This is a genomic window from Shewanella aegiceratis (genome assembly GCF_019457495.1).
GTDB classification, from domain to species: Bacteria; Pseudomonadota; Gammaproteobacteria; order Enterobacterales; family Shewanellaceae; genus Shewanella; species Shewanella loihica.
In genome coordinates this window covers 2361344-2384815 of the sequence record NZ_CP080416.1, presented here as the reverse complement: position 1 = coordinate 2384815, position 23472 = coordinate 2361344, and the positions used below count along the sequence as shown (strand labels likewise).

The following is a 23472-nucleotide window of genomic DNA, read 5'->3' as shown; positions in this document are numbered from 1 at the left end:
ACCGATAGGCGTGAGTTTAGGCTCCAAATACCAGCAAAATGACCGGGAGAGATAGGGTGAAGTTTGTCTTGCTAACACACGAGCGGGAGTACGATCGTCCCAGTAACACAGGCCAGTTGGCGTTAGCCGCATTCCCTGAGCTGTGTAGCCGTGTGCTCTGGTCGCGGGTTACGCCCGATGAGGTGTTGAAACAGGCCTGTGAATTGGGTGAAGCTCTGCTGCTCTTTCCAAAGGAGTACGACACAGACGAAACGGACTCAGGTTCGAGAATGGGCTCGAGCGTGAATCAGGTTAGCACGCTCGAGCAACTCCTAGCCAAAATAGATGAAGAGCAGGGCATGCGTCAGGTGATCATTCTCGATGCCACCTGGAAGGAGGCCAGAAAGATGATGCGTCAGAGCCCCTATCTGCAAGCGGCGAGAAGGTTGACGCTACAGGAGAGCGAGCCGTCACGTTATCGTCTGAGGCGAAATCAATTATCTCAAGGCTTGTGCACCATAGAGTGCATCATCAGCCTGATGCACAGCTTAGGGATGAGCCAGGAGGCACAGCAGCTCGATGAGGCGTTTGATCTCTTTATGTTAGATCACCGTCAGGTAGACGCATAGGAAGTGGCTGAGGGCGCCGGCGAGGACAAACAGATGCCAGATGGCGTGATTATAGGGAATGCGTTTACCCACATAGAAGATCACCCCGACGCTGTAAAAAATTCCGCCAGCCAAGAGGAGCTTAAACCCTAGTGGACTCATGGCTGCAAGCAGCTGCTTCATAACTATGACACACAACCAACCCATCACCAGATAGAGTACCAGGCTAAAGATCTTGAAGCGATGAATAAACAGCGTCTTGAACAGGATCCCGCCTAGGGCCAGACTCCAGATGGCGATGAGAATGGCATCGGCCTCGACACTGTCGAGCAGGATCTGCATCAGCGGCGTGTAGGTGCCGGCGATCAACAGATAGATGGCGCAGTGATCGGCTATCTTGAGTTTATGCTTTAACTTAGGTGCCGAGACGCTGTGATAGAGCGTTGAGCAGAGAAACAGGAGTATGATGCTCAAACAATAGAGTGCCAATCCGCCCAGTTGAAGATCGGTGAGCCTGTCCCATCCCTTATGCAGTGAAAACGCTAGCGCCAGAATACCTGCAATCACACCCAGGCCATGGCTGAGGGCGTTTGCCAGCTCTTCTGCGCGGCTATAGGGAGCGGCCGTAGCAGCAAAGCTGGGCTGACTATTCAGGCCGATCTCTTGGGGCTGTATGGTTTGTGGCGGCAGGGACTGTGGTGGCATTAGACTCTCTAAAACTGGTTAGACCTCGTTAATGGTGAGTCTAACAGCATGCTGGTGCAAAAGAAACAGTTAAGCGTACATGTGTACGCCTAATTCGGATTTTGTTTTGTTAGTAATTGTATTTATTGCTTTTTAAATTTCAGACTGTCCACCATCTATCCTTGGTTGAACTAAAAGCTTCTCTTCTTCTCTAAAATGCTAAGTTTTCTAAGGAAAGAATGAGTTGCTATTGCGAGTGCCCCCTAAGGATAGCCAATCTAACAGGCTCGATATCAATTTAAATTTTAACTTCAATCTTGATAATGATGTCGAGCAATTAGCCTTCATCCATCTAGCCAACGATCCATTAGCAAGAGAGCCTTTAGCGAGAGATCACGCCGACCAAGGCGCTCATGCTGAGGAGCTTTTGGTTAAGGAGCTTTCGCTTGAGGAACTTTCGCTTAAGGAGCTTGTTCCTAGCGCACCTCTTGAAGGCCCACTTTCTATCGCTCTAGCTGCAAGGATTGGCTGGAGAGAGTTGTTTATCTTCTTGGTTGTCTTGCTGGCGCACCTTGCATTGCTGGCCCTGCTGAGTTGGCAGTTTAAGGGGCCATACCTGGCTCAGGGTTCAATTAAGCAAGGCAAGAAGGCCATCAGCGCCTATATGCTGACTCAGGCAGAGTTTGATGCCATGAAGGCCAAATCTCGCCCTGCCGAGGTACCAGTAAAAGCACTTCTGACGAGCGAGCCAAAGCAAGATACGCTTAATCAAAGGGTTGAAGTGACAGAGAACAATCCGGCGCCGATTTTCACTCAGCAAAGTGCGGTGCCGATTAAGCCGAGTCCTGAGAAGGGGACGTCAGCGACTCAAGTTACTCGTTTCCAGCCTAATGTTGTCCAAACAAGTGTTGAGCCTGCCCTTGAGCCTGCAGTTGATCCCTCCGAGTCTAACATCGTCTCTAAAATCGAGGCTCCCGCTGATACTCAGAAAGAGAATGAAGCATTCTCCTTCGATGGTGCGAAAGGTCTTAATCTGGAGAGCAGCGCGGCAGCAGACTCGGGAGCGGTAAGCGCTGCAACTGGCGATTATATGGCGAGATACAGGCAGGCACAGCTGGATAAGCTAGTTGAGCACGCCGCCGACAAGGCCACCCAGAAAAAGTCGATGAGCGAGATGGATGGCAAGATGAGGGTGTTAGCCCTGCCTAAGGAGAACGAGTATGAGACGGCAATCACCTTAGACAGCAAGGTGGATCCCAATCGCATCGTCAAGATAGGGGATACCTGTTATCGCGTGGTGAGTGTGGCGACACCAATTAACCCCCACGGGGAAAACTTAGGCTTCCCCTTTAAGTGTGGTGGCGATAAGGTGAAACAGGCGATTAAAGACTCCCTTGATAAGCATCTGAGTATGATGGGAGTAGAGATTAAAGATAAAAACTAGTGTGATATATTTTCAGGCTTAAATTAACACTATGCTTTAAATTTTATATAAATGTTTGATTTTTATTTATTATGTGTGTCGATTAATTTGATGCAAGCATTCATTTGAAGGGGCTTGCCACCCTCACTCCCTTATGTCTATACTGAGCCCCTCTTGTCGGAGTGCCATTAGGCTGAGACCGTTTATTCGGGATCCGTTGAACCTGATCAGGTTAGTCCCTGCGAAGGAAACAAGCATAATATGACCTTAGTGTCCCGCCGTATTTTATCGGCTAATGGGATTAAAATCGCCGCAAATTTGGCGAGCGCAATCCCAGTGACACCCAGCATATTTTTGAATCAGACCATTCGTTAGCCTGGTTCAATGCCCTCAACGCCAAACTTCTCCAGACAAGCAACTTCATCTAACCCTATAGTGAGATTGCTTATGTCAACACGTCGCGAAATGCGAGCAGAGGCCCAGGCCTTTATCGATAACCTCAAGCCCTTACAACATCCCAATTCGCAGAAATTTTATCTCAGCGGCAGCAGGCCAGATCTCAAGGTCGCTATGCGGCAGATCTTTCAGTCAGACACCCTGATTGGCGGCACGGCTGAGGCGCCTGTCTATGAAAAGAATACCCCCATCACAGTCTATGACTGCGCCGGGCCCTATTCAGATCCCGAGGCCGATATCGATGTACGTCGTGGTCTTGTTAAGCTGCGCAGCGAGTGGATCGCTGAGCGTGGCGATACCCAGGAACTCGAGCAGGTCAGCTCAGGTTTCACTCAGCAGCGTCTAGCCGATGAGGGGCTGGATCATCTGAGGTTTGAGCAGCTGCCCAAGCCAAGACGCGCCCTTGAAGGCAAGGTGGTGACTCAGATGCACTACGCCAGACGCGGTATCATCACCCCAGAGATGGAGTATGTGGCCCTGCGTGAGAACATGGCTCGCGAGAAAGTGACCGACGAGGTGCTCAATCAGCGCGCCCCGGGTGAGAGTTTCGGTGCCATGCTAGGTGAGCCGATCACGCCTGAGTTTGTGCGTCAGGAGCTGGCGGCGGGCCGGGCAATCTTACCGCTTAACATCAACCACCCCGAGGCCGAACCTATGATCATCGGCCGAAACTTCCTGGTGAAGGTCAACGCCAACATAGGTAACTCGGCGGTCACTTCGTCTATCGAAGAGGAGGTGGAGAAGCTGGTGTGGGCCACCCGTTGGGGCGCGGATACAGTGATGGATCTCTCGACCGGTCGTTATATCCACGAGACCCGCGAGTGGATCATACGTAACTCGCCGGTGCCCATCGGGACTGTGCCAATCTATCAGGCGCTGGAGAAGGTCAATGGCGTCGCCGAAGATCTCACCTGGGAGATCTTCAGAGATACCCTGATTGAGCAGGCGGAGCAGGGGGTGGATTATTTTACCATTCACGCCGGTGTGCTCCTGCGTTATGTGCCCATGACGGCCAAGCGCCTCACAGGCATAGTCTCTCGTGGCGGTTCCATCATGGCCAAGTGGTGCCTCTCTCACCACAAGGAAAACTTCCTCTATGAGCACTTCGATGAGATCTGCCAGCTGTGCGCCGCCTACGATGTCTCCCTCTCGCTGGGGGATGGCATGCGACCAGGTTCCATCGCCGATGCCAACGATGAGGCGCAGTTTGCCGAGCTGGAAACCTTAGGCGAGCTGGTTAAGAAGGCTTGGCAGTATGACGTGCAGACCATCATCGAAGGGCCGGGTCATATTCCGATGCAGCTGATCAAGGAGAACATGGATAAGCAGCTCGAGCTGTGTGACGAGGCACCGTTTTATACCCTAGGCCCTCAGACCACCGACGTTGCTCCAGGTTATGATCACTTCACCTCAGGCATAGGGGCGGCGATGATCGCCTGGTATGGCTGCGCCATGCTCTGCTACGTGACACCCAAGGAGCATCTTGGTCTGCCAAACAAGGAAGATGTGAAGCAGGGGCTGATCGCCTATAAGATTGCCGCCCATGCCGGCGATGTGGCCAAGGGCCATCCCGGCGCGCAGATCCGCGACAACGCCTTGTCTAAGGCGAGGTTCGAGTTCCGCTGGGAAGATCAATACAACCTGGGACTGGATCCCGACACCGCCAGGGCGTATCACGACGAATCACTTCCTCAGGAGTCGGCCAAGGTAGCCCATTTCTGCTCCATGTGCGGTCCCAAGTTCTGCTCGATGAAGATCACCCAAGAGGTGCGCGAATACGCTGCGGCCCAAGCGATTGAGGTGAGGGAGGTTGAGGTTAAGCAGCTTGACGTTACTGCTAGCGCGGCAAAGGCGGAGATCCAGCAAGGAATGGCGCAGATGTCGGCGCAGTTTAAGCGAAGTGGTAGCGAGCTCTATCACAGTGGGATAAGACAAAGCCCTGCCGCTGAAAGCGCCTCTCTCGAAAATACCGCTCTTGAAAGTACTGCTCTCGAAAAAGCAGAAGAGGTGTAGCCATGTCCGCTAAAAAACCTATCGTCTGGACCATTGCCGGTTCAGACAGCGGGGGCGGTGCGGGCATTCAGGCAGATCTTGCGACCATGACGGACCTGGACTGCCATGGTTGCAGTGTGATCACCTGCGTCACCGCGCAAAACTCGGTGGCGGTTAATGGTGTCGAGCCTGTGAGTGAGGCTATCTTGCTCGCTCAGCTCGATACCTTGCTGGCAGATCTGCCGCCAAGGGCGATCAAGATAGGGCTGCTTGCCAATCAGCGTCAGATTAATCTTGTCGCCGATTGGCTGGTGACCCATATGGCGCCACTAAAAACGGATGATGGCCAGCCTATCCCGATTATTCTGGATCCCGTGATGGTGGCCTCCTGCGGTGATGCCTTGACTGGTGAATCTGCTGTTCAAGCCTCTGCCCAGCCCAAAACTAAGCTCAAAACTGAGCTCAAAACTGAGCCCAAGCACCTTGCCGGGTTGGATTTCAGTCCCTTCGCTAAGCTGCTTACCCTTGTTACACCAAACGCCAGCGAGTTTGGCAAGTTAGTGGGCGAAGAGGCGAAAACAAACAATGAGATATTAAGTCAGGCAAGCGCACTCTCAAGGCGCTTAGCCTGTAATCTGCTGATCACAGGCGGTGACAAGGGCGCGCTCTGGCATAGCGATAAGGCGGAAGATCTCTTTATCTGTAATGCGGTGGCGCATACCTCGCCGCTGCACCAGCACACTAGCTTTCGCCTGAGCGGCGAGCGGGTCGATAACCCCAATCATCACGGTAGCGGCTGCACCTTGTCATCGGCGATCGCCAGCTTTCTTGCCCAGGGTCTGGTGCTTCACGACGCTGTTCTGCTCGCTAAAACCTATGTGGGCCAAGGGATAGCGTCGGCCAAGGCCTTGGGCGCCGGTGCCGGACCACTGGCGCGTACCGGCTGGCCCTCTGACCTGGTATCGCTTCCCCGTATCACAGAGTTTGCTGGCATCACTTCGTTAAGCTCTTCAGATCGCGCTTCAGATGCCTCCTCGATACTGAGTTTTCCAAGGCTTAGCTTCCCAAGGCATAGCTTTCCAAGGCTTAAGCATCCCATTGGGGTGTATCCCGTGGTGGATAACCTGATGCTCTTGGAGCAGGTGCTGGCCGCCGGTGCAAGCACGGCGCAGCTGAGGATCAAGCTTGAGGATTATGGCCAAACAGCTAGCAATCAAGAAGAGGGCGCAGGCGCTGCCGCGTTAGAAGCGCAGATCCAAGGGGCTATCGCGCTGGGGCGCAAGTACGATGCTCAGGTGTTTATCAACGATCACTGGCAGCTGGCGTTAAAGCATGGTGCCTTCGGCATCCATCTTGGACAGGAAGATCTTTTTGAAGCGGATCTCGATAGAATCGCCGAGGCGGGTATAGCCCTAGGCGTCTCTAGCCATGGGGTGTTCGAGTTGGCGCTGGCCAGTCAGCTTAATCCTTCCTATCTGGCGCTGGGGCATATCTACCCCACACCGACGAAATCTATGCCTTCCAATCCTCAGGGGTTGAGTACGCTCGCTCGTGTGGTCGCGCTTTGGACGCCCGATTGCCCCAGAGTCGCCATAGGCGGCATAGATGCTTCGCGTTTGGAGCGGGTTAAAGCAACAGGTGTTGAGGCGGTGGCCGTGGTGCGCGCGGTGACTCAGGCGGACTCGCCGGGCGAGGCCTATACACAGCTTGCCAGGACGTGGGAGAACGCCTATGTCCCTCGATGATAAGGCATTTATTCAGTATTCACGGCAGATCATGTTGCCCGAGGTCGACGAACTGGGCCAGCAAAGGCTGATGGAAGCAAGTGTCGCCATAGTCGGCGTCGGCGGTTTGGGACAGCTCTGCGCCCAGTATCTGAGCGCGGCGGGGATCGGCCGCTTAACCCTGATCGATGATGACAAGGTGGAGCTGAGTAACCTGCCCAGGCAGCTGCTGTTTTCCTATGACGATTGCGGCCAGTATAAGGCTGAAGTCGCCAGAGATAGGCTGGTAGGAAAAGGCACAGGTGACAAAAGCCAGGTATCGGCTTTTGGTCAGGTAGCGGCCAAGGTTGTGCGTCTGGATGGCGATAACGCCGAGTCTCTGCTTTCAGGTGCTGACCTGGTGCTCGATTGCTGCGACAACTTTGCCACCCGTCAGCACGTCAATGCCGCCTGTGTGGCGCTGAGCACGCCTAACGTGGTGGCTGCCGCTGCCCACTTTGCCGGTCAGTTGATGGCGTTTGATCTGAGCAAATCCCCGGACAGCGGCTGCTATCACTGCCTGTTTCCGGCCGAACTTAGGGTGAGCGAGAGCTGCAGCACCATAGGCGTTCTTGGGCCCATGGTGGGCACCATGGCCTCGATGCAGGTGCTGCTGGCGATAAAACTATTGCTGGGATTACCGGGTCTAGGTGTACTGCATAGGTTCGACGGATTAACCGGTGAGATGCGAAAGTTCACGCTGCGACGAGATCCCAAGTGCTCGGTCTGTGCGGCAATTAAAGAATCGAATATAAAGGCTTATGCTGCATGCGGTGAGTTAGCCTGTTCATCGGCCTTAGGAGAAAATGATGAGTGAGATCAGCTTAAGTTTGAATGGTCAGTTAATACAGGTGGCTGCCAATGCGAGTCTGCTGTCCATGTTGGAGAGCCAGCAGATAGCCCTGGATAGCGTGGCCCTGGTGCGGGCAGGCGAGGTGGTCCCCAAGTCGCAGTGGGCATTGACCCTATGTGAGGCGGGCGATGTGATTGAACTCTTTGGCGTAGTGGCAGGAGGTTAATATGTTAACGATAGGCGATAGTCGGTTCTCTTCACGCCTCTTTACCGGCACAGGCAAGTTTGCCAGCTCTGATCAGATGTTGGCGGCCTTGGCGGCCAGCGGTTCGCAATTAGTGACACTGGCGATGAAGCGGCTCGACCTTAAGGCGGGTTTCGATGATATTCTGGCGCCCATACGCCAGAGCGGCGTTAAGCTGCTGCCCAACACCTCGGGGGCGCGCAATGCCAAGGAGGCGATCTTCGTCGCCGAGCTGGCCCGAGAGGTGCTGGGAACCTCCTGGATAAAACTTGAGATCCATCCCGATCCTAAGTATCTGATGCCGGATCCCATAGAGACCTTTAACGCCGCCAAGGTGCTGTGTGAGCGCGGCTTTACCGTGTTGCCCTATGTGCATGCCGATCCAGTGCTCTGTCGCAATCTTGAGTCTGTGGGCTGTGCGGCTGTGATGCCTCTGGGTAGCCCCATAGGCTCCAATCGCGGGCTGGAGACGGCGGCATTTTTGAAGATCATCATAGAGCAGGCCAATGTGCCCGTGGTGGTCGATGCCGGGATCGGCTCACCCTCTCAGGCGACGGCGGCGATGGAGATGGGCGCGAGTGCCGTGCTGGTGAACACGGCAATTGCCGCCAGCCGCGATCCGGTGAAGATGGCGCTCTGTTTTGCCGACGCCGTCGCCACGGGACGTAAGGCCTATGAGGCCGGATTGGCTCAGGTGCATCAGAGGGCGATTGGTACCAGTCCCCAGCAGGCGCTCACCGCCTTCTTATCGGAGTAACGCAATGAGTTTCTTCGATACCTTGAGTGGACTCTCTCGCGAGCAGTTGCGTATGGCGCTCTATTCCACTACGCCGACCCAGGTAGAGGCGGCGATCGAGGGTGAGCAGGGCAATTTGAGTCATCTGTTAGCCCTGCTATCGCCTGCCGCCGAAGCCTACCTAGAGCCGATGGCGCAGCGTGCTGCCGCCTTAACCCGGCAACGATTTGGTCTTAACATCGGACTCTATCTGCCGCTCTATCTCTCAAATCTCTGCGCCAACGAGTGTGACTACTGTGGTTTTACCATGAGCAACAAGATTAAGCGCAAGGTGCTCAGCCATGATGAGCTGGCGGCCGAGATGGCGGTGATCAAGCCGCAGGGGTTCGATTCCATCTTGCTGGTTTCTGGCGAGCATGAAACCAAGGTCGGCATAGATTACTTTGCCGAGCTCTTACCCTTGGTGAAGGCGGAGTTTAGCCATGTGGCCATGGAGGTACAGCCGCTGAGCCGTGAACACTATGGCAAATTGGTGGAGAAGGGGCTGGATGCCGTGATGCTCTATCAGGAAACCTACGATCCTGAGACCTATCGCAAGCATCACCTGAGGGGCAATAAGCAGGACTATGGCTATCGTCTCGAATCGCCGGAGCGGATCGCACAGGCGGGCGTGGATAAGATTGGCCTAGGGGTGCTGCTGGGTCTCGATGATTGGCGCATGGACGCGCTCTTGATGGGCTATCACCTGGATTATCTCGAGCGCCGCTTCTGGCGCAGTCGTTACAGCATATCCTTGCCCAGGCTCAGGCCCTGCGTCGGCGGTATCACGCCCAAGGTGCAGTTGACCGACAAGGGCCTAGTGCAACTCATCTGCGCCTTTCGTCTCTTCAATGAGCAGCTTGAGATCAGCCTGTCGACCCGGGAGACGCCTAGTTTGAGAGATAACCTGTTAGGGCTCGGCATTACCCAGATGAGCGCGGGCAGTCGCACCGAACCGGGTGGCTATGTCAATCCGGCGACTCAGCTAGATCAGTTTGAGATTAGCGATGAGCGCAGCGCCGCCGAGGTTGCCAGTGTCCTTCGAAGCCGTGGCTTTACCCCAGTTTGGAAAGACTGGGAGGCTGGCTGGATAGGCGCAGGCTAACCAATTCAAGATGTTAGCCGCGCCCTCTGTAATGCTGTACTTTGCTTGGCTTTTGATTAATAATTAGCCATAACTGTGACTCATGAAAAAGGGCCATCAATTATGGAAATACCATCGAGCTTTTCATCCGGTCTGGCCGGCTTGCAGAGCGCCCAGTCTGGCCTGACTCAGGCTACTGTGGATGTCGCCAAACCCAGCCAACCTCAGGTGAGTGAAGCTGGCGGCACAGAGACGACCAATCCGGTCAACGCCACAGATAAAACTGAGGCCCTGGTCTCGGCCATCGAATCGAAAAACCAAGGGGAAGCCGCGGTTGAAGTATTAGAGACCGCAAACGAAACCCTAGGTACAGTGATAGATATCAAGGTGTAGGCCGTGGCTGGCGCCATGACTACGCCATCCTTAACGGCGATGCGCCTTAGCGCATTGCCGTCTTCTTCTGTTTTAACTTCTTCAATTTCCTCATCCTCCGCAGCTTCTTTATCTTCTTCAAATAGGGCTTCAAGTTCCCAAAGTACAGCTTCAAGTTCCATAAGCTCCGCTTCAACGCCAGCAGCCTCTCATCAAACGTCACATGCCAGCCTGAAGGCCAACACGGCGGTTTCCTCGACGCCTTCGGGTGCAACCAGTCTACTTACCTCTGCTCACTTAAGTTCTAGCCTGTTAACGCAAAGCGGCTCAAGTATGAGCCGTCCTGTCTTCAATGGAAGTTCGTCGACTCAAGGGGGATATAGCCTCTCCAGCGGGCCGCTCGGAGTCGGCGGCCTACTCAATCAAACGGCGAGCTCTGGTTTTAGCAATGGCTTGAGCAAAGGCGGCGGGGCCGATGGCGCTTCTACACTACCGGATGCGGGAGGTAGCGCAGCAGGCTCTGGTTTACCCCCTAGTTCGGGAGGTAGCAATGGCAAGCCAAATGCGAGTACAGCAGGCGGACAAGGCGGCGTTGACGTTAGTCGCGGCAGCTCAATTGAGGGCGAAAAGCCGGTAGTCGATATCTTTGGTGGGGCCGAGGAAACCCGCGGCGAGGCATACAACCCCTTCGCGGATAAGCAAGAGCGAAAGGACGCACCAGGTGATGAGAGCCGCTCACAAGACCCTGAACTTGCCCGTCAGGAAGCCGAGCTAAAAGAGCTGTCCAGGCGTGACGCCGAGGTGAGAGCCCATGAGCAGGCCCATGCCAGCGTTGGGGGCACCTTCGCGCGCAGCCCAAGTTTTAAGTATGAGCAGGGGAGCGATGGCAGGCGATATGCGGTAGATGGCGAGGTGGCGATCGATATCTCCTCGGTGCCAGGGGATCCCCTGGCTACCCTGAATAAGATGAAGCAGGTTTACGCGGCGGCGATGGCGCCCGCGACCCCTTCGATGGCAGATATCCGGGTGGCCAGCGAAGCCCTGCGTAAGATGAATTCGGCAAAGGCCGAGCTGGCTAAGACGCGTCAACAAAGCGGCATCACCCCTGAGCAGATGAAGCCGCTTATCGATGCCGGTAAGAGTGAGCAGCAGCGCCAGCTGCCAGAGCCTGTGACGCCTAAGGTGAGCGGTAGTGTGGATGATCAGGGCAAGATCTCTGCGGCCAGAATCGATTCCCCCTCACCGCTGGATGATGACAAGAGCCCTTCACAATCGATAGAGCGGATCAGTCGCCAGCTCCTGGCGGACAATGGTCTTCTGTTTAGCGCTGAAGTCCTGTCGATGCGTTACCAAGCGGGCGAGTCTGACTCTTCTTCAGCATCTTCCTCATCCTTCGCCTTCTCCCTCTAAGACAGAGTGATTCTTGAGGATCAACTGCTCAAGCAACTGTGAGGCGGGTCCTTGCTTATCGCGGTTGGGGATAACCAGGCTGAGCGGCACCTGACGATGACTCGAGCCCTTGAGCGTCAAGCGGGTGAGGCGACCTTCCCTGATGGCATCGCAGATCAGATGACTGGGGATCCAGCAAAAACCGAGCCCCTTGGACAGCACCACCAGGGCCTCATGGAAATTGGCTACTGTCCAGCGCCGCTCCGCCTTGAGCCAACCCAGCTCGCCGCGGGCGATCTGACCCGTATCTTTGATCACTATCTGTAGCTGCTCCGCCAGGGTTTGGTCGTCTAGCGGCAACTCCATGCTCGCCAAGGGGTGAGAAGGGTGACAGACCAGGTGAAAATCGACGTTGCACAGGGGCTGAGCCAGATGACCCTTCGGCGGCGCGCCGCCTATGATGGCGAGATCCACGGCTTCCGACTCGACCAGCTCTGCGCTGCCGCTGATCACCGAATCTAGGATGGTGATCCGGGTGCCGCGCCCCTGAGGCTCAAACTCGGCCAAGGCGTCGATGAGATGCTCCATGGGATAGATCATCTCGCGGGAGATCAACAGGCTCGGCTCCCAGCCTTTCTCCAGATTACTGGCTAACTGCTCCAGCTCACTCACCGAGCGGGTGATGTGGCGAGAGCGCCGCAGTAGCACCTCGCCGCTCTCGGTAAGGTAAGCCTTGCGTCCTCTTACTTCCAGCAGGGCGACCCCCAACTGGGTCTGCAGTTTGGCCACCGCATGGTTAAGGGACGACTGACTCTTGTTAAGCTTCTCTGCCGCCTGGGCGTAGCCACCACAGTCGACGACCGCCTGTAGGATGCGCCACTGCTCGAAGGTCGATTTTGCCTGACTCATGCTGCTCCTTCGCTCCTAATGCGTTTCGGCTTTAGATTTTGCTTTATCGGTTTTTCCCTTTGCAGCATCTGCCTTGATGCTGACCAGCTTAGGCAGATATTTCTTGGTCGCCTTAAGCTGATGGAAATAGGGGCCCTGATGCAGAGTCTTAGGCCAATCTAACAGCATCATGGCTAACACGTTACGGTGTTCGCCCAGGGCGAGATCTGGGTTGCCACGGGGTGAGGGTATGGTCTGCGCCTTAGGATCGAAGGCGGCCATGATGTGCGCCTGAGTCTTCTTCACCACAGGATTGTCTGACATTCCCGCCAAGTGGAAGCTGATGCCCACCTCTGCGATGATATCGTCGGTGGCATCTTTCAGGATCCTGTCCATGTTGGCCTCGAAGTAATCTAAGATCCAGGCAAATTCCTTTCTATCGACCGGATGCTGATAGTACTCACTGGCGGCAAAGATAAAGTGGGTCATGCCGTAGATCTTATTGCGAAACTGCTTCTTATCGAGTTTGGCGTCGCGACGCTGAGGATAGACGCGATTGAAGCCGTCCTTATACTCCTGCACATAATCACCCACACCAAGCTGTTTCGCCCAGTAAACATAGTTCACCAGCTGCGCCGCCCAGGCTTCGATCATCGCCTTGTCGGTGAGCCCGCGTTTAAGATCGGTGGCCTTTAGTGCCTTGACCAACTTGTCGTGGCAGGGACCTTGTAGACCAAACTCATCGATGCGGCTCGAGAACCTTAGTAGTACGTCGGTATAGAAGAGAAACTCGGGGAAGGCAGCAAGCGCCTTCTTGCGAGCCTTGGCTCTGGGGCCTTTACCGAGCACGTCGATGGCGGCCTGAGCTTCTTGCTCGATAAACCCCGGCTTATCCAGCTGGCAAGCATAGAAGGCCTGAGACTCGGTGACGGCGTACAGATCCACCAGGGCCGCATTGGCATACTTGTCATCGCCCGTCATGCGATACAGGCGGATGCCGTAATGTCCCTGCACCCTTGGTGGCAGCTGGTAGAGGTTATCTTCCAGATTTTGTTGGATCGCCTGTTTGACGCCCTGTGCGTCCAGTGATGCTGTCGTCTTAGCCGAGGCAGGTAGGCTAGGGAACAGCAGGGCGGAGCTGAGTGCGAGTGCCCCAAAGATTCTAGTGTACGGGCTTAGGTTGATCATGTTGGCTCCTTTCTAGGATGGTGGCGACAGATTGCGCGCTGCCAAAAATTGCGGTGAGTTGCTCATCAAGGGGCTGTTGCTGCTCGTTGATGAGAAGGAGTTCAAAAACGCTTGTTGCCTCCAGCTGAGTGTCACTCAAGATCTGCTCAGCTAGGCGTTGATGCCACAGCGTAAGATAATAGAGTGGCCCTTGAGTCACCACACCGGTAAAACTGTAGAGGGCGTCATCGGCACCAGGCCAGGGCGCGCCGAAACTGGCACCAAACTCCTGGCTGAGATCCCGGTAGAGTCGATTATCAGAGGTTTGATACGCAGACAAAGCCAGCTTGCTGCGAAATACCTTTAGCTGCTTGGAGAAGGCCTTAAGCTCGGCTTCGCGGCTATTGGATGACAACTCGGGTAGCAGCTGTTGGCTCAGATATTGATTCAGCCAGAGACTGGCGATCGCCTGGCCATCGCCCAAGGTGTTGTTGAGATAGTAGCGCCCGCCGGCGAGCAGCCGAGACACCATCTCGGCCACCGCTGCGACAAGCTGTTCCTGACTGCGATAATCATTTACCTGATCTGGCAGGGTCAGGGTCAGCTGACCAAATTGCTGCCCGACCACGGTTTGTCTCAGGGGGCTCAACTGAGCCTTAGGTTCCTTAAGCGCCGGGGGTTGCTCTTGTTTTCCTAATGGCGGATTAGCTAGCTGCGAACCTGCTATTTGGAGCTTGGGCGGACGATCGAGAAATACATCCCCCAGCAAACGCCCATTATGCCAAAGCCGCAGCATATTGACGTTAACGGTTTCAAATTCAAGGCCGAAGGGCAAGAGCTCGGCTTGAATATTATCCAGCAGCTGCTCGCCCGAGCGCGGTGTTACTTCGACCTTGGAAAGCTTTGCAAGTACGGCCCCGAGTGCCCAGGGGGCAGGAGCTAGCTGGGTCTGGCTGTCCAGAAAATGTTTGACCTGTGCGGGGGTGGCGAGCAGCTGATGGCTCAGGGCCCAGCTTGCATAGTCGTCGGCGCCATGCTCGAGCGCTATCGTCTGTTTGGTCGCCATGATGAGGGAGATGGCCGCCTGATTCTTCTGTTTGGCCCTGACCTGGTAGGCCTGCCACACTAGGCGTTTACAGCTTTCATCTTGTTGATGAATAAGGTAGCTGGCTATCGAATTATCGAAGGCCTGCTCCGTTTGGTCAGCGTGATCCGTTTCTTCATCAGTAAGGCGACACTGACTCTGACCTATGCTGAGCGACAGGTCTTTCTGCTTCAGGCCGTGGGAGATGCTGGCCTGGGCGGTATGGATCTTCGCCTTCTGCTGCTGGTCAATCTGCTCGGCAATCTGCTGCGTTAGCAACTGACCAAACTGGCGCAGCCCTGGCGAATCGCTTTGAGACCAGTTCTGGCTTTGGGTCTGGAGCCAAGGCTCGTGTGCCAGGCGGTCAAACTCATCGGCCAGATGCAGCTGACATTGCAGCAGCGCCTCTTTATCTTCGGCATTTAAGGGATAGTGGCGATAGAAGCGCACACTGTCTTTGAGATTAAACAGGCCGATCAACTCGCGTTCGAGTCGTACGCTGGCATCGAGCTGCGTGGGGCTTTCCTGAGCCTGAGACAGGGAAACCTGATAGTCGATACACTGCTCGCTGAGCAGTGTGATAGGAGAGGCGGCCTGGGCCGCCGGGCTGAAGTTAAGCGCTAGGGAGACTGCTAAAATGCGTTTTAGCATAGGCGACGCGCTCTTCCACTGACATAGATTTGTTCTTCATCTGCTCCACATGTTTGAGCCTTGGTAGCAGGCCCTGGCCGTTGGCGATCTGAATCGCCAGACCAGGACGGGCGTTGAGCTCAAGCAGCAGAGGACCAAGCTTCTGATCCAGCACCATGTCGGTACCCAGATAACCCAGCTCACTCATCTCATAGGCCTTAGAGGCCGTATGCAGTAGGGTATCCCAGTGGGGTACCTGGATCTCGGTGAGCTTTTTGTCGGTATCCGGATGCAGATCGAGCGGACGGTCAAACTGCACCGCATGCAGGCCACGGCCGGTACCGATATCCAGGCCGACACCTACGGCGCCTTGGTGCAGGTTGGCCTTACCGTCGGACGCCGCAGTGGATAGCCTGAGCATGCCCATTACAGGGAAGCCCTTGAAAACGATCAGGCGAATATCGGGCACCCCTTCGAAGGAGTAGCCGTCAAATACGGGGTCGAACTCGATGAGTCCCTCGACGATGGCCACGTCTGGCTTGCCGCCCAGGGAGAAGAGACCGCTCAAGATGTTAGAGATATGGCGGTCGATCTCGCTTGGGGTCACCTCGTGACCGTTGGGCTTGAAATAGTGGCCATTTTCCACCTTAGTGATCACCAAGATCCCTTTACCGCCCGAGCCCTGTGACGGCTTGATCACGAAACCGTCACGGTTGTTGACCATCTCGGGGATGTGCATGATCTCATGTTGCTGACAGACGGTGCCAATTAGCGCCGGCACGGCGATATCGTTCGCCAGGGCCAGTTGCTTGGTGGTGAGCTTGTCATCCACTCGCTTGTAGAACTTGCGCGGGTTATATCGACCTATGTAGTCGATGTTGCGCTTGTTCATGCCAAGTACGCCGTTTTCCTTCAGCTTTCGGGGCTTTGCAAACAGCATAGTTATTCTCCCGCTAAAGGTCTAAAGCGTCTAAGTTCCAATAACTTATAACCTGTGTATTGGCCCATCAGGAGTACAGTTGCCAGGATCACCAGGTGGATACCCAGGAAGTTAAATACCCAGTGTTGTACCCAGGTAGCGCTCATGGCCAGGTAGGCTAAGGTGGCAACAAACAGGCTGCCGCCACCCTGAACCATTACCTCTTTGGCGCCTTCCTCTTCCCAGAGAATCGACATACGTTCGATGGTCCATGCCAGGATGATCATCGGGAAGAAGGTGATGGTGAGACCCTCGCTCAAACCGAACTTATAAGAGAGCAGGGTAAACAGGCCTATGATGCCGATCACCACAATGATCACCGCGGAGATCCGCGAGATCAGCAAGAGGTTGAGATCCGACAGATAAGAGCGGATCATCAGGCCGAAGGCGACGATCAGCAGGAAGCCGACAAGACCGGTCAGCAGGGTGGTTTGAATAAAGGCCAGGGCGATCAGCACGGGCATGAAGGTACCCGAGGTCTTGATGCCGATAATCACCCGCAGGAACACCACCATAAGCACGCCGATAGGGATCAGTAAGATACCCTTAAACAGGCTCTGCTCTTCCAGCGGTAGCTGATAGAGGGAGAAGTCCAAGGCATTCTTGTTCTTCAGCATGTCGATAGAGGTGGCGAGCGCCGAGCGGGTGTCTTGTAACATGGAGAAGTTAACTTGAGAGTTAACCCCGCCTACTACGTCCAGGGTCGACTTGGCGGTTCTATCCCAGATGAGCAGGTTGTCAGGGCGTCCCTGAGTACCATCGTTGGGATTGAAGATGATCCACTGACCCTGATGATAGACCTCAACATAGTTGGTCAGCTGCTGACGACGACGTTGATCTTCTAAAAACAGACCGCTGACCTTCTTGGCCGGGATCCCTTTGCTGTTGAGCATGCGGATAAACAGCTCGGCACGGGAGTTGCTGGTCAGCAATAGCTCAAGGTTCTGGCTACGCTCGGTGGCGTTGAAGCTCTTGTTAAGCTGCTGGGCAAACGACAGGTTAGTGGCGCTGCGCGACCAGATCTCGTTCATCACCTGCTCGGCGGCGGCCTTCTCGGTGGCAGGCCAGTTGTAGGGCTGCGGCGCGTCGGGCTCTTTATCGGCTGGGATCTCATTCTTGCCGGTCGGTACCAGAGTGACCTTATAGTAGAGATCTTGCTGACCGATCGCCTCGCGGGTCGACCAGGTGACCTGACGGCCTGTGTCATCCTCTGTAGCTGACAAGCCGTAGCCTGGAGAGGTGGCGTTTTCCGCTAAGATCTCAAAGGCAGGATCCTTGGGCAGCGAGAAGGTCACCTCGGCAGGCTCGCCTGTGCCCTGGAAGCTCACCTTGGCATCCACGGCCCAGCTCTGTACCTGCTCGCCCGGGAGGAAGGGGACATTGTGTTCTATGCCGCGATAGACGCTGGCGGCGATGCCTGCGATAAACAGCAGGGCCACTAAGATATAAAAAGGTTTTTTAGAGTGCATCGAATTTACATCCTATTATTTGGCTGTTTTTGATGGATTGTTCTTACCGTGCACAAAAGTCTGTCCTACATCGACGACGGCAATGTCTTGCATAAACTTACGTCCCAGCAGCAGCTGATAGTCGAGGTGACTACGATCGACCAGGTTGAGATCGGTTTCCGCCTTGTAATTGCCAATCTGTAGATGGGCATGGATCACCGGGCGTCTGTCATTCTTATCATCGGCATCTTGCTTGATGCGCACGAAGCGCTCGACCTTAGACTCGAAGGTTTGTGATGGCTTATCGGCGCCTTGAGTGAGGACATCGAAGCGCACCCACTGCTTGCCATTACGCTCGAACAGTATGATGTTGTGGGCATCGAGGGATGAGGATTCGGCGCCGGTGTCGATACGGGTCTCGAAGCCAGCCTTAATCTCATCGACATAGACGTGTTCTACCGCGCCTAGGATAAACTTGTCACCGATAGGGGATGGGTCGCACTGCACTGGCACCTGTACCACCTGCTTCTCGGGTTGGGTCTTGACGGCCGCCACCTGCTTGGACAGCTGCTCTAGCTGGGCAGACAGGGAAGTCAGCGCCGCCTGCTGTTCGCTTTGGCTGGTGCTTATCAGGGTGACTAGCTCGCTCTTCTGCTCGCTCAGGCTGGCATTGAAGGTGTCGACATCGACAGGCGCGGGCTGCTTAGGATCTTGGGTGGCCGCGCAGCCTACCAGGCTGGTTACCAGGGCGAGAGTGGTCATCTGTTTTAACATAGTGCTTCCCGTTTACTATTTTTGTTTAAACCAAATCTTTGTTAGGTTGATTCTTAACGGCGATAAAAGTGGCGCGTTTGGGCGCCGGATACCCCTCAACCGTCAGGCTGACATCGTTAGGATCCAGGTAGTCCACCAAGGACTCATTAGGCATCCATTCTGTGCTGCGCTGCTCAGCAAGCGAGGTAACATCGATATCGACGCAGCGAACATCGACAAAATCCGCCTTCTTCAACCAGGCTTCCAGGGCCTTGGCAGACGGCAGGAACCAAACATTGTTCATCTTGCCGTAGCGCTCCCCTGGGACCAGTACGGTATTTTCATCGCCATCGACCACTAAGGTCTCGAGGACGAGTTCACCGCCGGTCCTCAGTTGATCCCTTAGTTGCAGCAGGTGATCTATGGGGGAGCGTCTGTGATAGAGCACGCCCATGGAGAAGACGGTGTCGAAGGCATCCAGCGGCGGTAGCTGCTCTATGCCCAGAGGCAGCAGATGCACTGGGTGATCATTGCCCGCCAGGCGTTTTACCGCCTCAAATTGACACAGAAACAGCGGCGAGGGGTCGATACCCACGACGCGTTTAGCGCCATCACCCAGCATACGCCACATGTGATAGCCGCTGCCACAGCCGACATCCAGCACGGTGCGATTCTTCAGTGGTGAGATATGCGGCTGAACTCGCTCCCACTTCCAATCTGAGCGCCACTCGGTGTCGATATGGATGCCATGCAGATCGAAGGGGCCCTTGCGCCAGGGGCAGAAGAGTTTAAGCAGGTTCTTGAGTTTTTCCTGCTGTCCCTTGCTGAGCTGCTCGCCGCTGCCGACCTCTACCTTAGTGGTGAAATCGATTCTGTCCGGCGCAGGATAGTGCAACTTATTGAGCACCTTCTCCCACTTGGGTAGGTTGCCATGCTTATGTTCACGTTGCCACTGGCCGAGGATCGCCGGCAACTCTTCTAACCAATGTTGAAGATTGGAGTCGGCAATTTGTTGATAAAAGGAGCTGAAGCTGATCACTTGATGGCCACCATAGATGCGAAATTAAAACATTGGAACCAGACGCTGAAATGGCTAAAGCCTTGGGCTTTAAGTCGTTGCTGATGCTGGGGCAGGGTGTCTGGCTTCATTACATGCTCGAGCGAGCTGCGCTTTTGGCTGATCTCAAGCTCGCTATAGCCGTTGGCGCGCTTAAAGTCGAGGTGTAGCTCGTCCAGAAGATGCTGCACCGGCTCGTCTTCGAACACTAATTTCTCTGATAGCACCAGAATGCCGCCGGGCTTGAGCCCCTGATAGATCTTGGCGATCAGCGTCTGTCTGTCTTCCGGGGCCAAAAACTGCATGGTGAAGTTTAAGATCACCATGGAGGCATCTTGGATCTCGATATCGCGTATATCGGCGCAGATAAGGTCGACCGGGGTTTCGCTGACATAGGCGCTGAGGTTCTGTTTACAGCGCTCGACCATAGACTCACTGTTGTCGACGGCGATGATCTCACATCCGCGACCTTCGATGCGGCGACGCACACTCAGGGTGGCCGCACCCAAAGAGCAGCCCAAATCATATATCTTGCTATTGGGGGTGACACATTTGTCGGCGAAATCGCCCAGGGTGTTGATGATCTGTCCATAGCCGGGAACAGAACGGCGGATCATATCGCTAAAGACGCCTGCGACTCTATCGTCGAATTGAAAGTCACTGATATGTTCACAGGCCTGTGCGTAAATAGTATCTTGAGTTGAGTTCATCAGAGTTTTTTGAGTAAATTCAATATTTCATTCTAGCTAATGATAACAGTTCGCAGCAAGTCTGGTACTGGTAATTAGGAATAAAATTCTGTCTAATATCCTAATAACAACATATATTTTACAGCGCGGTGACTTTGCGCTCGACGCAGGGATGCTAAGGTTATTTTTTGTAGCCAGCTTGTAATATAAGCTGCCTTTTATAAGCCCTTTTTATAAGGGGCTGTTTTAGAACAAGTGATAGCTTGGCTTGATATAAAAATGATAATAGAAACTGGAACCTACCTTTGACACCACTACACTCTTTTGCTTCGGCCTGTGTTGCCTGGCGACGTCTCCTGTCGGCATGCATCGTCTTTGCGCCGCTTATGATGGCCCGTTTTGTTATGGGAACTGCCGCGTTGGCGCTGAGTTTAATGCTCAGTTTTCAGGTGTCTGCACAAGAGCAGCAAGCCCCGCTAGTCTTGGTAATGGGGGAAGACAGCTACCCTTATCAGTTCGTCGATGAGAATGGCGATGTCAAAGGGGTCTTGGTGGATCTCTGGCGTGAGTGGTCGTCTCAGACTCAGGTGCCAGTGGTATTTGTCGCCCGTCATTGGCAGGACTCCTTGAAACAGCTGGCGCAGGGGGATGCCGATATCCATATTGGCCTTGGGATCACCAAGGAGCGGGATAAAGATTTCGATTTCGCGGCGCCCATCGCCTATGTCAGTACCTATCTCTATGTGCGCAACACGCTAAAGGGTAAGAAAAGTTTTAGCGATCTCCAGCCCTATCGCATCGGCATAGTGACCGGCTCATCCCATGAGTCCATTCTCAATCAGCAAGTTAATGGATTGAGTTACCGCTACTATAATAGCCGCGCCGAACTGCTCCGCGGTGTGGTGGCCGGTGAGGTGGATGTCTTCGCCGGCATGGAAGGCTACTTAAAGGATAACGCCGTTAGCCGCGCCGTCCTGGAGGAGTTTCCCCTTGATAATCGGCTGCTTATTAAGAAGACGGCGCTGGTGCCCGCCGTCAGCAAGGGACGGCTGGATCTTATCACAGAGATCAACCGCGGCTTCGAGCGTCTGAGTCAAACCAGCCGCGCCGAGATAGACAAGCGTTGGCTAGGTTTTAGCCATGATGCCAACACCTTAGTGATTGCCACCACGACAGGAATTCAACCCTTTGTCGATACCGGCGGCGACGGTGAGCCACACGGTCTCTATATCGATATCTGGAAGCTCTGGTCTAAGAAGACGGGCATAGAGGTCGAGTTTCGCCCCGCTGCTATGGAAGATGGCCTGGATGAACTCAAGTTTCACCGCGCCGATATTCATGTGGGGTATCCAGAGAGTGATACCATGAAGACCAATCTCACCCGTGCCTGGCGCACCTATCAGGTCAAGAGTCGTCTGTTCAGTTATGGTAAGGCGATCAATAGCCTGGATGAGCTAAAGGGTAAGCGTGTCGGCGCCGTGCCCACCGCGCCTTATCTGGATAAACTCAAGCAGGCGCTGCCGAACTCCGAGCTTAAGCTCTATACCGATGTGACCCAGATGATCCAGGCCGCCCAGCAGGGGCATATCGCCGCCTTCGTGGCCGCGTCTGCCTGGACCCAGCACTATCTGCTGCGCGCCGAATCCTGGTCTGACTTTCACCAGTATCGCAAGCTGGCCTTTACCACAGACATCTATGCCTTGACCCGCAACGAGGACAAGGGACTGGCTCAGCGTATCGCAGCGGGTTTTCGTCTGATCAGCAACGCCGAGCTCGCCGCGATAGAGAATAAATGGATCTTGGATAGAGACGACAGGAGCGTGCAGTCTCTGCTTAATCCGCTCGCTATCACTGAGGAGCAGCGCCGTTATCTAGACAGCTTGGGCACCTTAAGAGTCGGCTACCTTGCAGCCTGGGCCCCCATGGAGTATCAAGGGCCGTCCGGTGAGTTTATGGGGATCAACAGCGAGATCAGCCACTGGGTCGCTGAGCAGCTGGGGTTAACCATTGAGGGGGTGCCGTTCGATCGCTGGAGCAGTCTGCTGGAGGAGCTTAAACAGGGTGACATCGATATCGTCGGCAGCGTCGCCCATACCCCAGAGCGGGAACGGGAGATGCTCTTTACCACCCCCTATTGGCCATCGCCCTGGGGATTGGTGACTAACCTCAGTCAGGTGACGGTATTTAACCTGAGTCAGATGAGCGGTAAGCGCTTGGCGATTGTCGAGGGGTATCATCTCATCGCCAATCTGATGAACAAGGCGCTGGGCATCGAGCTGGTGATTGTGCCCAACAGCCGCGCCGGTGTCGATGCGGTGGCCCAGGGCAAGGCCGATGCCTTCATCGAGAAGGTGATCAACATGGCCATGGTGCTAAAGGAGTCAGACTACAAGGCGCTTAAGATGTCTGTGCTGGCGGATTTTTCCCAGCAGCAGAGCCATTTTGCCCTGAACCCTAAGTTTGCTGCGCTGGTGCCCCTGTGGGATCAGGCCATCGCCCAGATCACCCCAGAGAGGCAAGAGGAAATTTATCAGCACTGGGTGAAAGATGAACCTAGCAGTTGGAAGGCATGGGTGAACTATCAGAGCGCCTTCTATCTTCTGGCGTTACTCAGCTTTGTGGTGTTTGTCTATCTGATCTGGCGCGCTCAGCGCAGCCGCTTGGCGGCCGCCAAGGAGCTGGCCCATGAGCTGACCCGGGCGGGGCAGTTCGATGCACTCACCGGCTTGCCGAATCGCAGCCTGCTCGATGACAGATTGCAGCAGTCTGTGCTCCTACATCGCCGCGAGATGCAGCCCTTTGCCGTACTCTTTATCAGCTTCGATAACATGCGTGAGATCAACCAGACCTATGGCCATCAGGTGGGCGACAGGGTACTGGCCAAGGGCGCGCAGCGCCTCAAGTCGGCGGTGCGTAAGTCAGATACCCTGGCGCGTTTCGGCGGCAATGAATTTGTGATGGTGCTTAATCGCAGCAAAGATCTCGATACTGTGTGCCAGGTGGCCGATGGCATAGTCGGTGGCTTTAGCGCCCCCTTTGCGATCAACGGCCTGGATGTGGCACTATCGGTCAGCATAGGGGTGGCCATGTTCCCAAGCGATGGTGATACTGTGGTGGAGCTACTCAAGACCGCCGACAAGCTGATGTCGCGGGCGGTGAAACAGGGTGGGCGCTGTTACCAGAGCGCCTGATCTGTGACCCCAGTTCAGGATTTG

20 protein-coding genes and 1 riboswitch are annotated in these 23472 nt (G+C 54.9%); of the genes, 11 read left to right on the top strand and 9 right to left on the bottom strand.

What is annotated here, in order from left to right; all coding sequences use genetic code 11:
* The first annotated feature begins 56 nt into the window (after positions 1–56).
* Positions 57–608: a DTW domain-containing protein gene (locus K0H80_RS10695; RefSeq protein WP_220071547.1), complete on the top strand. Its 552-nt coding sequence runs from the start codon at positions 57–59 to the stop codon at positions 606–608.
* On the opposite strand, the gene trhA is transcribed toward K0H80_RS10695, so the two are convergent.
* The gene (gene trhA, locus K0H80_RS10690; RefSeq protein ID WP_258406073.1) at positions 582–1292 is read right to left on the bottom strand and encodes a PAQR family membrane homeostasis protein TrhA; all 711 of its coding nucleotides are present in this window, start codon (positions 1290–1292) and stop codon (positions 582–584) included. The genes K0H80_RS10695 and trhA overlap by 27 nt on opposite strands.
* 517 nt (positions 1293–1809) lie before the next feature.
* On the opposite strand from trhA, the gene K0H80_RS10685 reads away from it, so the two are divergent.
* The 9 genes from K0H80_RS10685 (at position 1810) to K0H80_RS10645 (ending at position 11583) form a co-directional block, all read left to right on the top strand.
* Entirely contained in the window at positions 1810–2715 is a 906-nt protein-coding gene (locus K0H80_RS10685; protein WP_220071546.1) for a hypothetical protein, read from the top strand.
* Between the two features lie 147 nt (positions 2716–2862).
* Positions 2863–2961: riboswitch (TPP riboswitch) on the top strand.
* Positions 2962–3141: 180 nt separating this feature from the next.
* Entirely contained in the window at positions 3142–5163 is a 2022-nt protein-coding gene (thiC, locus tag K0H80_RS10680) for a phosphomethylpyrimidine synthase ThiC (protein ID WP_220071545.1), read from the top strand.
* Positions 5164–5165: 2 nt separating this feature from the next.
* Entirely contained in the window at positions 5166–6887 is a 1722-nt protein-coding gene (locus tag K0H80_RS10675; protein ID WP_220071544.1) for a bifunctional hydroxymethylpyrimidine kinase/phosphomethylpyrimidine kinase, read from the top strand.
* Positions 6874–7722: a HesA/MoeB/ThiF family protein gene (locus K0H80_RS10670; protein WP_220071543.1), complete on the top strand. Its 849-nt coding sequence runs from the start codon at positions 6874–6876 to the stop codon at positions 7720–7722. The genes K0H80_RS10675 and K0H80_RS10670 overlap by 14 nt, the downstream gene beginning before the upstream one ends.
* The gene (gene thiS, locus K0H80_RS10665; RefSeq protein ID WP_011865891.1) at positions 7715–7924 is read left to right on the top strand and encodes a sulfur carrier protein ThiS; all 210 of its coding nucleotides are present in this window, start codon (positions 7715–7717) and stop codon (positions 7922–7924) included. The genes K0H80_RS10670 and thiS overlap by 8 nt, the downstream gene beginning before the upstream one ends.
* Position 7925: 1 nt before the next feature.
* Complete coding sequence (locus K0H80_RS10660) at positions 7926–8699, top strand: thiazole synthase (protein WP_220071542.1); 774 nt, start codon at positions 7926–7928, stop codon at positions 8697–8699.
* A 4-nt stretch (positions 8700–8703) separates the two neighbouring features.
* Positions 8704–9822 carry a 2-iminoacetate synthase ThiH gene (gene thiH / locus K0H80_RS10655; protein ID WP_220071541.1) on the top strand — a complete coding sequence of 373 codons (1119 nt, stop codon included), beginning with the start codon at positions 8704–8706 and terminating at the stop codon, positions 9820–9822.
* Between the two features lie 102 nt (positions 9823–9924).
* Positions 9925–10194 carry a hypothetical protein gene (locus K0H80_RS10650; protein ID WP_011865888.1) on the top strand — a complete coding sequence of 90 codons (270 nt, stop codon included), beginning with the start codon at positions 9925–9927 and terminating at the stop codon, positions 10192–10194.
* 15 nt (positions 10195–10209) lie between these two features.
* Complete coding sequence (locus K0H80_RS10645; protein ID WP_434086625.1) at positions 10210–11583, top strand: putative metalloprotease CJM1_0395 family protein; 1374 nt, start codon at positions 10210–10212, stop codon at positions 11581–11583.
* Here the strand turns inward: K0H80_RS10645 and K0H80_RS10640 are convergent.
* The 8 genes from K0H80_RS10640 to cmoA are packed head-to-tail and all read right to left on the bottom strand — an operon-like array spanning position 11560 to position 20278.
* The gene (locus tag K0H80_RS10640) at positions 11560–12471 is read right to left on the bottom strand and encodes a LysR family transcriptional regulator (protein ID WP_220071539.1); all 912 of its coding nucleotides are present in this window, start codon (positions 12469–12471) and stop codon (positions 11560–11562) included. The two genes, K0H80_RS10645 and K0H80_RS10640, sit on opposite strands and share 24 nt — an antisense overlap.
* Positions 12472–12486: 15 nt before the next feature.
* Positions 12487–13638: a DUF3541 domain-containing protein gene (locus tag K0H80_RS10635; RefSeq protein ID WP_220071538.1), complete on the bottom strand. Its 1152-nt coding sequence runs from the start codon at positions 13636–13638 to the stop codon at positions 12487–12489.
* Positions 13613–15352 carry a hypothetical protein gene (locus tag K0H80_RS10630; RefSeq protein ID WP_220071537.1) on the bottom strand — a complete coding sequence of 580 codons (1740 nt, stop codon included), beginning with the start codon at positions 15350–15352 and terminating at the stop codon, positions 13613–13615. Before K0H80_RS10630 ends, K0H80_RS10635 begins: the two co-directional genes overlap by 26 nt.
* Positions 15315–16271, bottom strand: a complete 957-nt coding sequence (locus tag K0H80_RS10625) for an alpha-L-glutamate ligase-like protein (RefSeq protein WP_011865883.1) — start codon at positions 16269–16271, stop codon at positions 15315–15317. Before K0H80_RS10625 ends, K0H80_RS10630 begins: the two co-directional genes overlap by 38 nt.
* Positions 16272–16273: 2 nt before the next feature.
* Positions 16274–17779: an inactive transglutaminase family protein gene (locus K0H80_RS10620; RefSeq protein ID WP_220071536.1), complete on the bottom strand. Its 1506-nt coding sequence runs from the start codon at positions 17777–17779 to the stop codon at positions 16274–16276.
* Positions 17780–17794: 15 nt separating this feature from the next.
* Complete coding sequence (locus tag K0H80_RS10615) at positions 17795–18532, bottom strand: ATP-dependent zinc protease family protein (RefSeq protein ID WP_220071535.1); 738 nt, start codon at positions 18530–18532, stop codon at positions 17795–17797.
* 25 nt (positions 18533–18557) lie between these two features.
* Positions 18558–19550: a tRNA 5-methoxyuridine(34)/uridine 5-oxyacetic acid(34) synthase CmoB gene (gene cmoB / locus K0H80_RS10610; protein WP_220071534.1), complete on the bottom strand. Its 993-nt coding sequence runs from the start codon at positions 19548–19550 to the stop codon at positions 18558–18560.
* A complete protein-coding gene (cmoA, locus tag K0H80_RS10605; protein ID WP_220071533.1) occupies positions 19547–20278 on the bottom strand; it encodes a carboxy-S-adenosyl-L-methionine synthase CmoA in 732 nt (243 codons plus the stop codon). The genes cmoB and cmoA overlap by 4 nt, the downstream gene beginning before the upstream one ends.
* Positions 20279–20661: 383 nt before the next feature.
* On the opposite strand from cmoA, the gene K0H80_RS10600 reads away from it, so the two are divergent.
* Positions 20662–23448, top strand: coding sequence for a transporter substrate-binding domain-containing protein (locus K0H80_RS10600; protein ID WP_258406072.1), 2787 nt, complete (start codon positions 20662–20664; stop codon positions 23446–23448).
* Positions 23449–23472: the final 24 nt, after the last annotated feature.

Excerpts from the sequence above, each read along its gene's own strand:
- trhA (WP_258406073.1), bottom strand. The coding sequence starts at position 1,292 with ATGCCACCACAGTCCCTGCCGCCACAAACCATACAGCCCCAAGAGATC.
- thiC (WP_220071545.1), top strand. The coding sequence starts at position 3,142 with ATGTCAACACGTCGCGAAATGCGAGCAGAGGCCCAGGCCTTTATCGAT.
- K0H80_RS10675 (WP_220071544.1), top strand. The coding sequence starts at position 5,166 with ATGTCCGCTAAAAAACCTATCGTCTGGACCATTGCCGGTTCAGACAGC.
- K0H80_RS10670 (WP_220071543.1), top strand. The coding sequence starts at position 6,874 with ATGTCCCTCGATGATAAGGCATTTATTCAGTATTCACGGCAGATCATG.
- thiS (WP_011865891.1), top strand. The coding sequence starts at position 7,715 with ATGAGTGAGATCAGCTTAAGTTTGAATGGTCAGTTAATACAGGTGGCT.
- K0H80_RS10660 (WP_220071542.1), top strand. The coding sequence starts at position 7,926 with ATGTTAACGATAGGCGATAGTCGGTTCTCTTCACGCCTCTTTACCGGC.
- thiH (WP_220071541.1), top strand. The coding sequence starts at position 8,704 with ATGAGTTTCTTCGATACCTTGAGTGGACTCTCTCGCGAGCAGTTGCGT.
- K0H80_RS10650 (WP_011865888.1), top strand. The coding sequence starts at position 9,925 with ATGGAAATACCATCGAGCTTTTCATCCGGTCTGGCCGGCTTGCAGAGC.
- K0H80_RS10645 (WP_434086625.1), top strand. The coding sequence starts at position 10,210 with ATGACTACGCCATCCTTAACGGCGATGCGCCTTAGCGCATTGCCGTCT.
- K0H80_RS10640 (WP_220071539.1), bottom strand. The coding sequence starts at position 12,471 with ATGAGTCAGGCAAAATCGACCTTCGAGCAGTGGCGCATCCTACAGGCG.
- K0H80_RS10635 (WP_220071538.1), bottom strand. The coding sequence starts at position 13,638 with ATGATCAACCTAAGCCCGTACACTAGAATCTTTGGGGCACTCGCACTC.
- K0H80_RS10630 (WP_220071537.1), bottom strand. The coding sequence starts at position 15,352 with ATGCTAAAACGCATTTTAGCAGTCTCCCTAGCGCTTAACTTCAGCCCG.
- K0H80_RS10625 (WP_011865883.1), bottom strand. The coding sequence starts at position 16,271 with ATGCTGTTTGCAAAGCCCCGAAAGCTGAAGGAAAACGGCGTACTTGGC.
- K0H80_RS10620 (WP_220071536.1), bottom strand. The coding sequence starts at position 17,779 with ATGCACTCTAAAAAACCTTTTTATATCTTAGTGGCCCTGCTGTTTATC.
- K0H80_RS10615 (WP_220071535.1), bottom strand. The coding sequence starts at position 18,532 with ATGTTAAAACAGATGACCACTCTCGCCCTGGTAACCAGCCTGGTAGGC.
- cmoA (WP_220071533.1), bottom strand. The coding sequence starts at position 20,278 with ATGAACTCAACTCAAGATACTATTTACGCACAGGCCTGTGAACATATC.
- K0H80_RS10600 (WP_258406072.1), top strand. The coding sequence starts at position 20,662 with ATGGGAACTGCCGCGTTGGCGCTGAGTTTAATGCTCAGTTTTCAGGTG.